Origin of the sequence: Myceligenerans pegani, from assembly GCF_014892515.1 — a bacterium.
Classification (GTDB): domain Bacteria; phylum Actinomycetota; class Actinomycetes; order Actinomycetales; family Cellulomonadaceae; genus Myceligenerans; species Myceligenerans pegani.
In genome coordinates, this window is sequence record NZ_JADBGR010000068.1 from 179,173 (window position 1) to 193,757 (window position 14,585).

Consider the following 14,585-nt stretch of genomic DNA (forward strand, 5'->3'; position numbering starts at 1 on the left):
CCCTCCGGTGACAGCGGCATGGTTACTGGTTCTGCTCACCGTCGTCCTGATCGCGCTCAACGCCCTCTTCGTGGCGGCCGAGTTCGCGCTCGTCACGGTCGACCGCCCCACCATCTCCCGCGCCGCCGAGTCCGGCGACAGACGCGCGGCCTCCGTGGTCAAGGCACTCAGGTCTCTCTCCACGCAGCTCTCCGGCGCGCAGCTCGGCATCACGGTCACCAGCCTGATCGTCGGCTTCATCGCCGAGCCGTCGATCGCGACCCTGCTCGCGGTCCCGATCGAGGCCGCCGGGCTGCCCGCGGCCACCAGCCTCGGCATCGCGCTGACCACGGCGCTGATCGTCGCGACGGTCGCACAGATGGTCTTCGGTGAGCTGATCCCGAAGAACTGGGCCATCAGCGAGCCCGTGCGCATCGCCCGCGCCGTCGCCGGACCGCAGCGGCTCTTCACCGCCCTCACCCGGCCGCTGATCGTGGTGCTCAACGGCGCCTCCAACGCAATGGTCCGCGCGCTCGGCATCGAGCCGCGGGAGGAACTGGCGTCGGCACGTTCGGCCCAGGAGCTCGCCGCTCTGGCCACCCGGTCGGCCGCGCAGGGTCTCCTGGACCGCGGCGCGGCCGACCGGCTGGCGCAGGCGGCCGAGTTCGACCAGCTGACCGCGGCCGACGTGATGACTCCCCGCCCGCGGGTCCGGTTCGTCGAGTCCGGCACGACCGCCGCGAAGCTTCTCGCGCTGACCGCGCGCACCGGTCTGGCCCGGTTCCCCGTCGAGGGCGAGAGCGTGGACGACATCGTCGGCGTCGTCCACTTCAAGGCCGCGCTCGGCGTCCCCGCCGAGCGGCAGGACCAGGTGACGGCGACCGCGCTCATGGCGCCGATCGCCGCCGTACCCGCGACGATGACCCTCGACGACGTGCTCGGCGAGCTGCGCGGCGGCCTCCAGTTCGCGGTGGTCGTCGACGAGTACGGCGGCACCGACGGCATCGTCACGCTCGAGGACCTCGTCGAGGAGGTCGTGGGCGAGATCGACGACGAGCAGGACCGGCCGGTCGGCCGGATCAGGCGCCTGACCGACGGTTCGTGGAGCCTGCCGGGCCTCATGCGCCCGGACGAGGTGGGCGACACCACCGGGATCGAGCTTCCCGAGGCCGAGCACGCCGACACCGTCGGCGGCATGATCACCGAGCGGATCGGTCGCTTCGCCCGCACGGGCGACGCCGTCACGACCGACGCGCTCGACCGCGCCCGCCTCGACGACGACGGCCTGCCCACCCCCGTGCGGGCCCGGCTCGAGGTCACGGGCATCGACGGCCGCCGCGTGGCCCGCGTCCGCCTCACGGCCGAACCGGCCGGCGCCGGCGAGACGCCACGCCGGCGAGACGACAGCACGAAGGAGCACGGCAGTGAGTGACTGGGCGGGCATGACCACGGGCATCGCCCTGCTGCTCGGCAACGCGTTCTTCGTCGGCGCCGAGTTCGCGCTCATCTCCGCGCGGCGCAGCCAGATCGAACCGCGCGCCGCGACCGGAGGGCGGGGGGCGCGACTGACCCTGCGCGCCCTGGAGCGGGTGTCGCTGATGATGGCCGGGGCACAGCTCGGCATCACCATGTGCTCGCTCGGCCTCGGTGCGGTCGCCGAGCCCGCCGTCGCGCACGCCATCGAGCCGGGCCTGGAGGCCCTCGGCGTCCCGCACGCGCTCCTCCACCCGATCGCGGTGGTCATCGCGCTGACGATCGTGGTCGCCTGCCACATGACCATCGGCGAGATGGTGCCGAAGAACATCGCCATCGCGGGGCCCGAGCGCGCCGCGCTCGTCCTCGGCCCGCCCCTGTACGTCGTCGTCACCGTGTTCAAGCCGTTGCTGGTCGTCGTGAACTGGATCGCCAACCACGCGCTGCGGCTCATGAAGGTCGAGCCCAAGGACGAGGTCGCCTCGGCGTTCACCGCCGAGGAGGTCGCCGGGTTCATCGCCGAGTCCACGCGCGAGGGGCTGCTCGACGCCGAGGCGCACGCCCTGCTGTCCGGGGCGCTCGCCATCGGCGCCGACACCGTCGAGACGATCATGGTGCCGCGGGCCGCCCTGATCACCGCCGAGACGGAGACGTCCGTCGGCGAGTTCCAGCGGCTGTGCGTCGAGACGGGGCACTCGCGGTTCCCGGTCACCGACGACGGCGAGATCGCCGGCTACGTCCACATCAAGGACCTGCTCGACCACGACCCGGCGCGGCCCTTGCCGTCGCACGAGATCCGGCCCCTGGTCCGCCTTCCCCGCACGACGTCGCTCGACGAGGCACTGACCGAGATGCAGGTCGGCACCACGCACGTCGCCCTGGTCACCGACGAGGACGATCAGGTGCTCGGCGCCGCGATGCTCGGCGACGTGGTCAACCGCGTGACGGGCGAGCGCGTCGCCGTCTGACGTCCGCCGGGCGGCCGGACGCACGGCTCGGCGCCCGGCGGACCTCCGGCCGACCTGCGCCGTGAACAGGCACAACGCTCGGATAAATGAGTATGCATCGGCTCATGTCGGACAAACTCGTTGTCAGATCCCTTTCGGTCTGGTAGTAGTCGTTGTCGGGAAACTGCTCAGGAAAGACCAACGTGGGGGTTGGCGATGTCCGAAGCACTTTCGCACCATCTTGTGATCACCCGCCTGCAACGACGCTGGCTGGGTATCGCGACCGCCATCGGCTTCGCGGCATCGCTGCTGATCGCGGTCGCCCCGCAGGAGTCCGCCGCGGCGGCGGCTCCGGTACCGCAGGCCACGGCAGGCGAGGGGCCGGCCGAACGGCCGATGCCCGCGGGCGTGCGGAGATCCACGGCCCTGCCGGAGGACGAACGCCCGCCGGTCGTCCCGGAGGCCGTGCCCGCCGGCGGCGAGCCCGCCGAGGTCTCCACGAGCGAGTGGCGCGCCCTCACGTCCGCCGCCGGGACCCTGGACGCGGCCGGCGGGTTCACCGGCATCGACCTGCGCCCGGGCTTCCTGCTCGGCGACACGTCCCTGGTCCTCTACTTCGACGAGGGCGACGTCGATCCCGACTGGACGGCCGCCGTCGTACGGCTCTACGAGGAGGACGACCAGACCGAGCAGGAGTCGGTGCGGCTGACCCGCGAGGAGCTCGAGGGCCCGCGATTCTGCGGCAGCGCGGACTTCTGCCGGTCCTTCGGGAGCGAGGACGGCTGGGAGCTGGACCGCGGCACGGACTACTTCGTGACGGTGGCGGCGGTGCTCCCGGACGGCGAGGAGGTCGTCTCCGACCCCTCGGACGCCGCCCGGCCGCGCGCGACGATCCTGCCGCCGAGCATCCCGGACGACCAGGCCGCGGGCTGCGGGTGCGAGAACGCCCTGGCGCCGACCGCCGTCGGGCAGGCGAAGCGCGGGGTGGGCGTCAACACGGGCACCGGCGCGTTCGTGCGGGTCGAGCGGGACCTGCAGATGGCGTCGTTCGGCATCCCGTTCAGCAGCGCGCGCACCTACTCCTCGGCGAACAACCGCCAGGGCCCGTTCGGCGTGGGCTGGGCGTGGTCCTACGACATGCGCGTCACCCCGACGGACGACGGCGTCATCGTGCGCGCCGAGGACGGCGCGGAGGCGGTCTACACCGCGGACGGCGACGGGTACGACCGCCCGCCGGGCGTGCGCTCGAACCTGAGGCGGGACGGCGACGGCTGGGAACTGGTCACGCCGCAGCAGGTGAGGTACGAGTTCGGGCCGGGAGGCCGGCTCACCGCCGTGCTGAGCCCGCGGGACAAGGGCGTGCGCCTGGCCTACGACCAGGAATGGCACGGGCACGACGCCATCGAGATCACCGACGCCTCGGGACGCACCGCCGTGGCTCTGCTCACCGGCGGGCTGATCACGCGGCTCGTCCTCCCGGACCGCCGCCAGGTGCGCTTCGAGTACACCGACGGCCTGCTCACCGAGGTGAAGGACGCGCGCAGGAACGTCTGGCGCTACCGGTACGACGCCGAGGGCAGGCTCGCCCAGGTCGTCGACCCGCACGACGTGGTCATGCTGCACAACGAGTACGGCCCCGACGACCGGGTGGTCAGCCAGCGCGACGGCGTCGGCGCGGAGACGACGTTCGAGTGGGACGCCGGGAAGCAGGAGGCGCGCACCACCGACGCGGACGACGTCTCGATCTACGACGGCTACCACGACAACGTGCTGATCTACAGCCAGCGCAGCACGGGCGACGCCGACAACCACCGCTACAACGGCCGCCTGGACCGCAACCTGGTGGTCAACGGGAACCAGTACCAGCACGTCGTCCGGTACGACGAACGGGGCAACCCGGTGCAGGCGGTGGCGCCGCAGGGCTTCGACGAGGAGACGAAGTACGACGACCGGAACAACCCGATCGAGTACACCGACGCCGACGGGAACGTCTGGAAGAACACCTACAACGAGTTCAACGAGCTCGTCCGCAGCGTCGACGCCGAGGGCCACGACATCGAGCACACCTACGACGACCGCGGCCTGCGTACGTCCACGACCGACCAGCGGGGCAAGGTCACGCGGTACGAGTACCTGCCGGACTCCGACGAGAACGCCGGGCTGCTGTCCGCCGTCGTCTCGCCGGAGGGGCGCCGCACCGAGTACCGCTACGACACGACGGGCCGGCAGGTCGCCGTGACGGACCCGCGCGGCACCGCCGACCCCCGCGAGCGCCGGCACTACACGACGGAGACCCGGTACGACGATCAGGACCGCGCGATCCGCATCGACGAGCCCGGCAAGCGCCGCGGCTGGCGCAGCGTCTACGACGACGTCGGCCGCCTGGTCAAGGACGTCACACCCGAGGGCACGGTCACCGAGTACGACTACCTCGACAACGGCCTGCAGTCGCGGGTCGAGGCGAGTGGCCGGGTGGTGACCTATGCCTACACGGACGCCGGGCGGCGCACGTCCGAGAGCGTCCGGATGAAGGACGCGGACGACCTCACGACGTCGTACACGTACGACGCGAAAGGCCTGGTCAAGACGGTGACCTCGCCGCGCGGCAACATGCCCGGCGCGGACCCGGCGGACTTCACCACCGAGTACTTCTACGACGCGAACGACAACCTGCTCCGGATGCGCATGCCGTACCCGGGCGGCGGGCACGTGGACCGGGACATCGACGTCGACGCGCTGGACCGCACGACGGCGTCGATCGACGAGCTCAACAAGACCTCCAGCTTCGAACGGAGCAACACCGGCCAGGTCGACTCGGTCACCGACACGATGGGCCGGACCCTCACGATGGGGTACGACCGGAACGGCCGGCAGACGGAGCGCACGGACGCGGGCGGCAAGACCACCCGCACCGAGTACGACGAGGCGGGCAACAAGATCAAGGAGACCTCGCCGACCGGCGGTGTGACGACGTACGAGTACACGGACGACGGCCTGCTCGCCGCAGTGACGGAGCCGCGCGGCAACGTGGAGGGCGCCGACAAGGCCCGGTTCACGACGCGGTACGAGTACGACCTCGCGGGGAACCGGATCCGGGAGATCGACCCGCTCGGCAACACGACCTCGACGAGGTACGACGCGAACAACCGGCCCACGAAGATCACCGACGCGCGCGGCGGGACGACCTACGTCTCCTACCGCGACGACGACCAGGTCAGCCACGTCCGGCAGCCCGACGCCCCGGACCTGCCGCCGTTCTCCCGCGCCTTCGCGACGGTGTTCACCTACGACCGCGACGGCCGCGTGGTCGACGTGCGCGACCCGCAGTCCGGGCACACGCGCGTCACGTACGACGACGCCGGCCGCCCCGTGACCACCACCGACCCGCTCGGCCGCACCACGCACACGACGTACGACGCCGAGTCGAACCCGGTCGCGACCATCACCCTCGACCGGCACGAGCACCTGCGGCACCTGACGGAGGAGGAGCGCGCGCGGCGGACCATCACCTCGGAGTACGACCTGCGCGGCCGCCTGACGAGCCAGCAGGTCGGCTCGACGGGGCCGGAGTACACCTACGGCTACGACGCCAAGGACCGCACGACGTCGTACGGCGACCCGCTGGGCGTACGCACGGTGACGTACGACGACGAGGACCAGATCACGAGGGTGGTGCGCGAGGAGCCCAACCAGGCCGACGAGGTCTTCACCTACGGGTACGACGAGCGGGGGAACATCACCACGCGGAACTACCCGGACGGCACGAGGGTCACGTCCACGTACGACGACGACTCGCGGATCACCTCGACGACGGCGGTCGGCGGATCGGCGGGTGGCGACGGCGCCCGCTGGGAGTACGAGTACGACGTCGCCGGACGGCGGACGGCGACCACGCTGCCGGCGGCGACGGGCCTGACCGAGGAGCGGGAGTACGACGACGCGGGCCGGCTCACCGCGATCGGCACCGAGCGCACCGGCGACCCGGTGGACGGCGTGCAGGACCCGGTGTCCGCGTTCGATCTGACCCTCGACGAGGTGGGCAACCCCACGCTCGTGAAGACCACCCGGGGCGGGGTGACGGAGTCGGTCGCGTACGCGTACGACGAGGCGAACCGGGTGACCGACGCGTGCTACGCCGCCCAGGAGTGCGACCGCCGGACGAAGGCCGCCGGCCGGATCTCCTACGAGTACGACCTGCTCGGCAACCGGACGAAGCAGGTGCGGACGGGCTCGGCCGGCAACGATCGGACCTGGTACACCTACGACGCCGCGAGCCAGCTCGTCAAGGAGCTCCAGGTCGGCAAGAAGGGGATCGAACGCACGGTCTACGAGTACGACGTGCTCGGCAACCAGACACGGGCGGGCGACGACCGGCTCGAGTACCACCTCGACAACACCCTGGCGCAGGCGACGGTCGACGGCGTCACCACGCGGTACGCGTACGACGCGTCGCGCATGCGGATCGATGCCGCGACCGGCGTGGGGGCGGGCAGCCAGACGCGCCACTGGGCGTGGGACGTCAACGGGTCGCTGGAGAACATCGCCGTCGACACGGTGACCGACTCGAGCGGAGTGGTGACGCACCGCCAGGCGTTCGCCTACGGCCCTACGGACGAGCCCCTGGCGCTCCTGGAGGCGCAGGGCGGGGCCCACGCGTACACCCACGACTGGCTCGGCGGCGTGGCGACCATGCTGGCTCCCGACGGGCAGGTCGAGGAGGGCTACGACTACGACCCGTTCGGCAACCCCCGCGAGGGCGCGACGCTCGCGGAAGCCGTCGTCGAGAAGGCGGCCGGCGCGCACGCCGGGCCCACCGCCGAGCCCGCCGCGAACGCCGAGCCGGCGGCCGGCCTCACGAACCCGATGCGGTTCGCGGGGGCGTACCAGGACTCGACCACCGGCGAGGGCAACTACGCCCTGCGGGCCCGGAACTACGACCCCGGCACCGGACGGTTCTCGTCCGTGGACCCGGCCGGCGCGCAGCCGCTGGGCTCCTCACCGTACGTGTACGCGAGCAACAATCCGCTCGTCTTCACGGACCCCACGGGCGAGCGGGAGCTGGAAGGACCCACGGGTGGTGGCACCACGGAAAGCCCCACCGGCGGGGACACCACCTCCAATCCCCACGACCCCGGCGCCGAGGTGGAGGGGCCGAGCGAAGAGGACATCGCGAAGGCGCAGCAGATCCAGTCGAAGTCGATGCTGGACGTCATCCTGGAGGCCGGCGGGCAGGTCCTCATGGAGTTCCTGGGCATCAACGACCTCATGAACTGCCTCGACGGCGACCTGGGCGCGTGCGTGATGCTGATCGTCGGCTCGCTGCCGTGGGGGAAGATCTTCAAGGCGGCGAAGATCGGCGAGGCCGTCTACAAGGCCGGCAAGGCGGTACTCGCCTTCTCGGGCGAGCTCAAGTGGGCGAAGAAGATCCTGACCGGCGCCAAGAAGGCGAAACAGGCAGCGGAGGCCGCCAAGGCGGCGGCAGCCAAGGCGGCGCGGGAGGCAGCCGAGAAGGCCGCCAAGGCGAAGGCGGCCGCGGCCGCCAAGGCCAGGAAGATCGCGGAGGAGGCCAAGGCGCGAGCGAGGGCCGAGGCGTCCCGGAAGAAGGCCCAGACCTCGAGTGCGGGCGATTCGGCCAAGGCCTGCAACAGCTTCCTGCCAGGCACCATGGTGCTGCTCGCCGACGGCACGCGAAAGCCGATCGAGGACCTCCAACCTGGTGACGAGGTGCTGGCCGCGGGTGAGAGGACCGGTGACGGGGCGGGCGGTCGCCTCGTGACCGCGCACATCACGGGCGGTGGCGAGAAGACCCTGGTCACCGTGACGATCCAGGACGACGACGGCGACAAGCAGAGGATCGTCGCCACCGACGGGCATCCGTTCTGGAATCCCGAGAAGGAGATCTGGATCGACGCCGTCGACCTCCGGTCCGGTGACTGGCTCAGGACGAGTGCGGGCACCTGGGTCCAGGTCGCGGGTATCGAGGTCGAGCGCGACCGCGCGGTGGTCCACAACCTCACGGTCGACCGCGACCACACGTACTTCGTCGCGGCGGGCAGGGACGACGCCGCCGTCCTGGTCCACAACGCGAAATGCAGCGGCGAGAACCTGAGGCGCAACCTGGGAACCTCCGATCTGCCCTCGGACGTCTCTCCGCAGGCTCACCACATCGTTCCGTGCTCGTGCAGCAAGCGCGCTCCGCGGGCGGCCGCGATAATGAGCCAGCACGGTATCGACCTGAACTCCGCGGTGAACGGGGTCTGGATGACACGTCGGGCACATCAGCGCACGTTCACGAACGACTACTACGACTACATCGACGAACAGGTGGCCAGCGCCCATGCCGCCGGCGGCAGGCAGGGCGTGCTGGACTTCCTCGCGCGCACGAAGTCCGAACTCGCGGGGGTGTCCCAGGCGTCCCTGGACGAGGGATGGGCGTGGGACTAGTGGGTCACGATCGGACGGCCGTCTTCGGTGTGGAGAAGATGGTGAACGAGTACGGGGTGGTCTACGCGGAGCAGAGCGAGTTCCCGGGGCCGCCGGCGTGGGAACACGACTGGAGCACCCCGTACCCGCCGTTCGACCACCCGGTCCCGCTCGATCACGACCCCGGTGAGGCCGGCGGGCTTCCGGACTTCGCCCGGTGTCCTCAGGTCTGGCACTACGCGTGCAGCGCGCGGGCGGTCGCGCTGCTCGAGCAGGTCTGCCCGCGCGACATCAACGTCTTCGGTCACGGCATCGTCGGTGACGTCGAGCTGTCGTTCGTCCAGGTGGTCGGTGTCGCCCCGAGGATCGATCGCGAGAGATCGGTCATCGATCGCTTTCCGACCTATGAGCTCGTGCAATGGCCGGCATTCCACGAGGACGACCTCCGGGCTCTCGGCGATCGCCTGTTCACGCTGCCAGGGCCGCAGTTCGCAGAGGTGTTCGCCGGTCAGGCGGTTCGCGACGCCCTCGTCGAGGCGGGGTTGACCGGGCTGAGGTTCGTCCGGACGTAGCACTCGCCACAGGCCGGGTCGCCGGCGACGACGACGGCCGCGTGGGTGAGCCGCACGTATCGCGTGCGGCCGGCTGAACGAGTGCGGAGGGACATCGTTGTTCCTTATCTCTTCAGCGAGAGTGCGTTGGCCAGACCCTATCAGATGTCATATGTGTTCTAAATATCGGGTCAGCCGGCCGAGGCGATCCTCAGCGGAGCGGCGGAGTCACGCGGGATCGCCAGGCGGAGCCCTGACTCGCGCGGGCGGACGTGCGGGCCGGCGGGCGTCGCCCAGGACCCGGCCGCGACGGTCGCCGCGATCTCCGCCTCGTCCACGACGACGCCGAGGCCCGGCTCGTCGCCCAGGACGATGCCGCCGTCCTCGAAGGACTGGTCCACCCGCAGGCCGACGGGGAACGACAGGTCCTGCACCTCGCTCACCAGGTGGTTGGGCACCGCCGCGGCCGCGTGCGCCAGCAGGTTGCCGTTGTACGCGACCGGGCTGACGGGCAGGTCGTGCGCGTGGGCGAAGGCCGCCACGCGCAGAAAGTGCGTGGGACCCCAGACGCTCCCGGTCTGCACCACGTCGACCGCCCCGGCAGCGACGAGCGGCCGGAACTGCTCGAGGCCGGTGAGATTCTCGCCGGTGGCGATCGCGGTCGACGTCGACCGCGCCATGGCCAGGTGGCCCTCGACGTCCCAACGGCGCACCGGCTCCTCGATCCAGGTGAGCTCGACCTGCGCCTCGACCCGCGCCAGCAGGCGCCGCGCCTGGTGCCTCCCCCAGCTCTCGTTGACGTCGTACATCAGCGCCGGCTCGTCGCTGTGCCGGCTCATCACCTCGCGGACCGCGCCCAGGCGGGCCACGTCGCGGCGCAGGTCCAGCCCGCCCTTCACCTTGGCGCCGGTGAACCCGCGCTCGGCGAACCGCGAGTACAGCTCGACCAGCCCGTCGCCGTCCAGGCCGTACTCCAGCCCAGAGGCGTACCCGGCCACGAACCGGTCCCGCGCGCCCAGCAGGCGCCACAGCGGCTCCCCCGCCATCTTCGCCTTGAGATCCCACAGCGCCGTGTCGAGCGCGCCGATCGTGGCGAAGGTGGACCCGGCGTGGCCGGCCTTGAAGACCCAGGAGAGCATGCGGTCGTACAGCGCCGAGACCGCGCGGGGATCCTCCCCCTCGATCGCCGGGAAGACGCGGTCGATCGCGTCGTGCGCACCGAGGCCGACGCCGGTCAGGCCTCCGTCCGTCTCGACCAGGACGACGGGGACCTCGGTCACGCCGCTGCGCACGACGCCGTTGACGTCACCGACGGGCCGGCCCCACCGGTGCTCGGTGAGCAGGCTCCGATATCCCGTGATCTTCATGGACGACGACTCCCTCGTTGACCGGACCGGCCCGTCGCTCCCGAGGGCGACGGGGTCGGGCTCACCGAGCCCGCTCTACAGCGCGCTTCGTGGGCGGTCGGTGCACAGGGCTGCCATCACCGTGACGTCAACACCACCAGCTGAGGTAACTTATCATACGAATGACATCTCAGCGCGAGGGGCGACGGCGGGCCCAGCTCCGAGCGATGTGCGCACGCATCAGGTCCGCGGACGCCTCCGTGTCGCCGCCCATGACGGCCTCGAAGATGTGGCGGTGCTCCTCGTGCGTCAGCTCGTTGTGCCCCTTCGGCGGAGCGCCGGTGTACTCGGCCACGAGGCGGGCCTTGCCCTGGATGCTGGAGATGATCGCCCGCGCGAACTCGTTCCCGGAGATGCGGTGCACCAGGGCATGGAAGGCGATGTCCTCCTCGGCGTACCGGTCGGGGTCGTCGACCGCGGCGTCGAGCTCGTCGAACTGACGGGACAGCGCGGCGCGGGCCTCGTCGGTGATCTGCCGGGCCGCCGACGACGCCATCAGCCCTTCGAGCGCCGTGCGGATGCCGATCAGCTGGTCCATGAACAGCAGGCTGTCCTCGCGCCGGAAGATCGCCTCCAGGACCATGGGATCGAGCAGCCGCCAGGAGTCCCGGTCGAGCACCACCGTGCCCCATCCCTGCCGGGCGGCGACCAGCCCTTTCTCGGCGAGCGCCGTGAGCGCCTCGCGGATCACGGTGCGGCTCACGGCGAACGTCTCGCACAGCGCGGCGGTGGTGGGCAGCGCGGTACCGGGCGCGTACTTCCCGGTGACGACGTCCTGCACCAGTTCGCGGATGACCGCCTCGGCGAGCGCCGGCCTGTTGCGTGTCACCGGTGCGCTCGTCGGTACCTGCTGGACCACGTGTCTCTCCTCCTCCGACGCGGGATCTCGAAGGACCGCACGGGCGGCCATCGTATCTCCCGGAAACGTTTCGGCCATTGCGCATACATCATATGTATGACTATGCTCGCCGGCGGGCAAGGAAGCCCCACGCCTCAGCAGAAAGCGAGGGCACGATGACACCGACGTCACGACCACGAATTCCGGGGTCCCAGGATCGATCGAGGAGAGCCGGAGCCATGGCCGCCCTGAGCATCGCAGCGGTGATCGTCTCGACACTGGTTCCCGGTCAGGCGGCGACGGCCGCACCACCGGTCAAGGACCGCACCTACTTCGCCACGGCGGACGGCGCGGCCGTCGGGGAGTGCGAGGCGAAGCACGCCTGCTCGATCGAGCGGGCGCAGGAGCTCGTCCGGGAGGAGGCCCGCAAGGGCAGGGACGTCACCGTCCAGCTCGCGGACGGCGTCCACCGGATCTCCGAGCCGCTCGTGTTCGGCCCGCAGGACGGCGGCCAGGACGGAGGCACTGTGCGGTGGACAGCCATGCCCGGCGCCCGGCCCGTGATCTCCGGCGCCACCGAGATCTCCGGCTGGTCCATGCACGACGAGGAGGCCGGCATCTACGTCGCGGACACTCCGCCCGGGGTCGACAGCCGTCAGCTCTACGTGAACGGGATCATCGCGCCGCGCGCCTCCCTGCGACTGGCCAACTCCGACGTCACGCCCACCCCGACCGGCCTGACGATCAACAATCCGCAGCTGGGCTACCTCGGCGGCCTGCCGGACCAGGGGCGGATCGAGTTCGAGTCGCTCGGGGACTTCAGCGATCGCTACTCCCCCGTCGAGTCGATCGACGGCTCCACGATCACCATGGCGCAGCCCGCCTGGGACAACAACACCTGGGGATGGGACACCGTGCAGCACTCGTTCCTGGCGGCGCCCACGTGGTTCCTGGAGAACTCCCTGGCGTTCCTCGACGAGGTCGGCGAGTGGTACCTCGACCCGTCCGCGGGGAAGCTGTACTACAAACCGGGTGACGGCGTCGACCCGGACGAGCTGGACGTCGAGCTCCCGCGGCTGGAGTCGCTGGTCAGCATCGGCGGCACGTACGACGAACCGGTCACGGGCCTCGTGTTCGACGGCCTCGAGTTCACCGGCACCTCGTGGCTGGGCCCCTCCACCCACGGCTACGCGAACCAGCAGAACGGCGCGTTCGTCAAGGACGACTACGACTACCGTCCGGCCGACGCCTTCACCAGTTGCTCGCGGGGCTGCGAGATGTTCGAGCGGGCCCGCGGCGACACCTGGTACCAGGAGCCCGCGGCCGTGCAGATCTCCGCGGCGCACGACATCTCCGTGACGAACAACCTCTTCACGAACCTCGGGCAGACCGCCCTCGGCATCGGCAACGACGCCAACGCGCACCTCTCGGGCGTCGGCCTGGGTGCCAGCGGCATCGACGTGGTGGGGAACATCTTCACCGAGGTCGGCGGGCACGGGATCGCGGTCGGCGGCGTGCTCCCGGACGCGCACCACCCGAGCGACCCGCGGATGACCAACCGGGACATCCGCATCGAGAACAACACGATCAACCGGGTCGCGGTCGAGTACAAGGACAACTCCGGCATCCTCAGCACGTACGCGACGAACGTCCAGATCGTGCACAACGAGGTCGCCAACGTCGCCTACGACGGCATCGACACGGGCTACGGCTGGGGCGCCAACGACGCGGGTGGCTCGGCCGAGTACGACCGCCGCGGCTACTACCGCTGGAATCCCCGGTACACGACCCCGACCACCCTCCGGGACAACCTCGTGGCGGGCAATCTCGTGCACCACACCAAGGCGAGGTTCGCCGACGGCGGGAACCTCTACAACCTCGCGGCCAGCCCCGGCACGGTGGTGGAGCGAAACTTCGTGTTCAACGTCTCCGGCGTCGGCCTGTATCTCGATGAGGGCACGCGGTACACGACGTACCGGCACAACGTGCTCCAGGGCACCAACCCGTGGATCTTCACCAATGCCTACAGCGACGGCAACAACACCAGCGACAACCTGGTCCAAGAGAACTGGTACAACTCCGGCGGCGCTCAGATCCCGAACGCGGAGCAGCGCAACAACCGGCTCATCGGCAACGTCTCGGTCTCGGGCACCAACTGGCCGCAGGCGGCACGCGACGTCATGTGCGATGCCGGCGTCGCGCCGCAGTACCGCACGGCGTTGAACGCCAACCTGTTCGGCCTCGCCCAGTGCCCGGTCCAGGCGCCGGTCGGCGGCTCGTACGGGACGACGTCCTCCGCGAACCAGACCTACTTCGGGCAGCAGGGCGCCGCCTTCGGCATTGCGGCCGCGGGCGCGGACGTGTGGGGAGCCGGCGGCCAGCGGGACGACCAGTACGCGGCGGTCTACCGGGCGGGCTCCTTCTCGGCCGGGTCGAGCGTGTCCGTCCGCGTGGACACGGTCAACGACACCCACGCCTGGGCCAAGAGCGGCGTCATGGTCCGCAACGAGATCGCGCGGCCCGGAAGCTCCGCCGGGTACGCGATCGCGGCGGTGACGCCACGCAACGGCGTCGCCTTCCAGTGGGACGCGAACGGCGACGGCTACCTGGACAGTTCCGCCCAGGCGAGCGTCGACATCCATCGCCCCGTCTGGGTCAAGCTGGATCGCGTGGGCGATCGGGTGTCCGCGTCGTGGTCCTACGACGGCGTCAACTACCGGCGGATCGGTTCGCCGGTGACGCTCCCGGGAGCGGCCGCGGTCCAGGACGGCGGCGTCTTCACGACCTCGCACGACGCGTCCACGGCCGCGACCAACGTGTTCAGCGGCTTCCACCTGGCGGGACCTGCCGGCTCCGCCCCGCGGTAGACCCCGGTCCGGCCGTCGACCGCGTCGTCGTCGGCCTCCGCGCGGGAGCGCGCCGGCCGGACCGACGGGCGGGGGCGCGTCCGTCCGGGCCGGGGGCAGGA

At 70.9% G+C, this 14,585-nt stretch carries 7 protein-coding genes; 5 read left to right on the forward strand and 2 right to left on the reverse strand.

Translation table 11 applies throughout. The annotated features are described in order from the left end of the window. Window positions 1-7 precede the first annotated feature (7 nt). From IIE03_RS09050 to IIE03_RS09065, 4 genes are all read left to right on the forward strand, one after another. On the forward strand, window positions 8-1,411 hold the full coding sequence (locus IIE03_RS09050; protein ID WP_192862414.1) for a hemolysin family protein: 1,404 nt from the start codon (window positions 8-10) through the stop codon (window positions 1,409-1,411). Next, window positions 1,404-2,420: a hemolysin family protein gene (locus tag IIE03_RS09055; protein WP_318842887.1), complete on the forward strand. Its 1,017-nt coding sequence runs from the start codon at window positions 1,404-1,406 to the stop codon at window positions 2,418-2,420. Before IIE03_RS09050 ends, IIE03_RS09055 begins: the two co-directional genes overlap by 8 nt. Before the next feature lie 195 nt (window positions 2,421-2,615). Further along, a complete protein-coding gene (locus IIE03_RS09060) occupies window positions 2,616-8,843 on the forward strand; it encodes a polymorphic toxin-type HINT domain-containing protein (RefSeq protein WP_192862415.1) in 6,228 nt (2,075 codons plus the stop codon). A gap of 41 nt (window positions 8,844-8,884) precedes the next feature. Next, the gene (locus tag IIE03_RS09065) at window positions 8,885-9,394 is read left to right on the forward strand and encodes a hypothetical protein (protein ID WP_192862416.1); all 510 of its coding nucleotides are present in this window, start codon (window positions 8,885-8,887) and stop codon (window positions 9,392-9,394) included. 170 nt (window positions 9,395-9,564) lie between these two features. On the opposite strand, the gene IIE03_RS09070 is transcribed toward IIE03_RS09065, so the two are convergent. Both IIE03_RS09070 and IIE03_RS09075 read right to left on the reverse strand, forming a co-directional pair. After that, window positions 9,565-10,740, reverse strand: coding sequence for a mandelate racemase/muconate lactonizing enzyme family protein (locus IIE03_RS09070; protein WP_192862417.1), 1,176 nt, complete (start codon window positions 10,738-10,740; stop codon window positions 9,565-9,567). Between the two features lie 169 nt (window positions 10,741-10,909). Next, window positions 10,910-11,608, reverse strand: a complete 699-nt coding sequence (locus IIE03_RS09075; RefSeq protein ID WP_318842888.1) for a FadR/GntR family transcriptional regulator — start codon at window positions 11,606-11,608, stop codon at window positions 10,910-10,912. Between the two features lie 248 nt (window positions 11,609-11,856). Between IIE03_RS09075 and IIE03_RS09080 the strand changes: the two genes are divergently transcribed. Then, complete coding sequence (locus IIE03_RS09080; RefSeq protein WP_192862419.1) at window positions 11,857-14,484, forward strand: right-handed parallel beta-helix repeat-containing protein; 2,628 nt, start codon at window positions 11,857-11,859, stop codon at window positions 14,482-14,484. Window positions 14,485-14,585 lie beyond the last annotated feature (101 nt).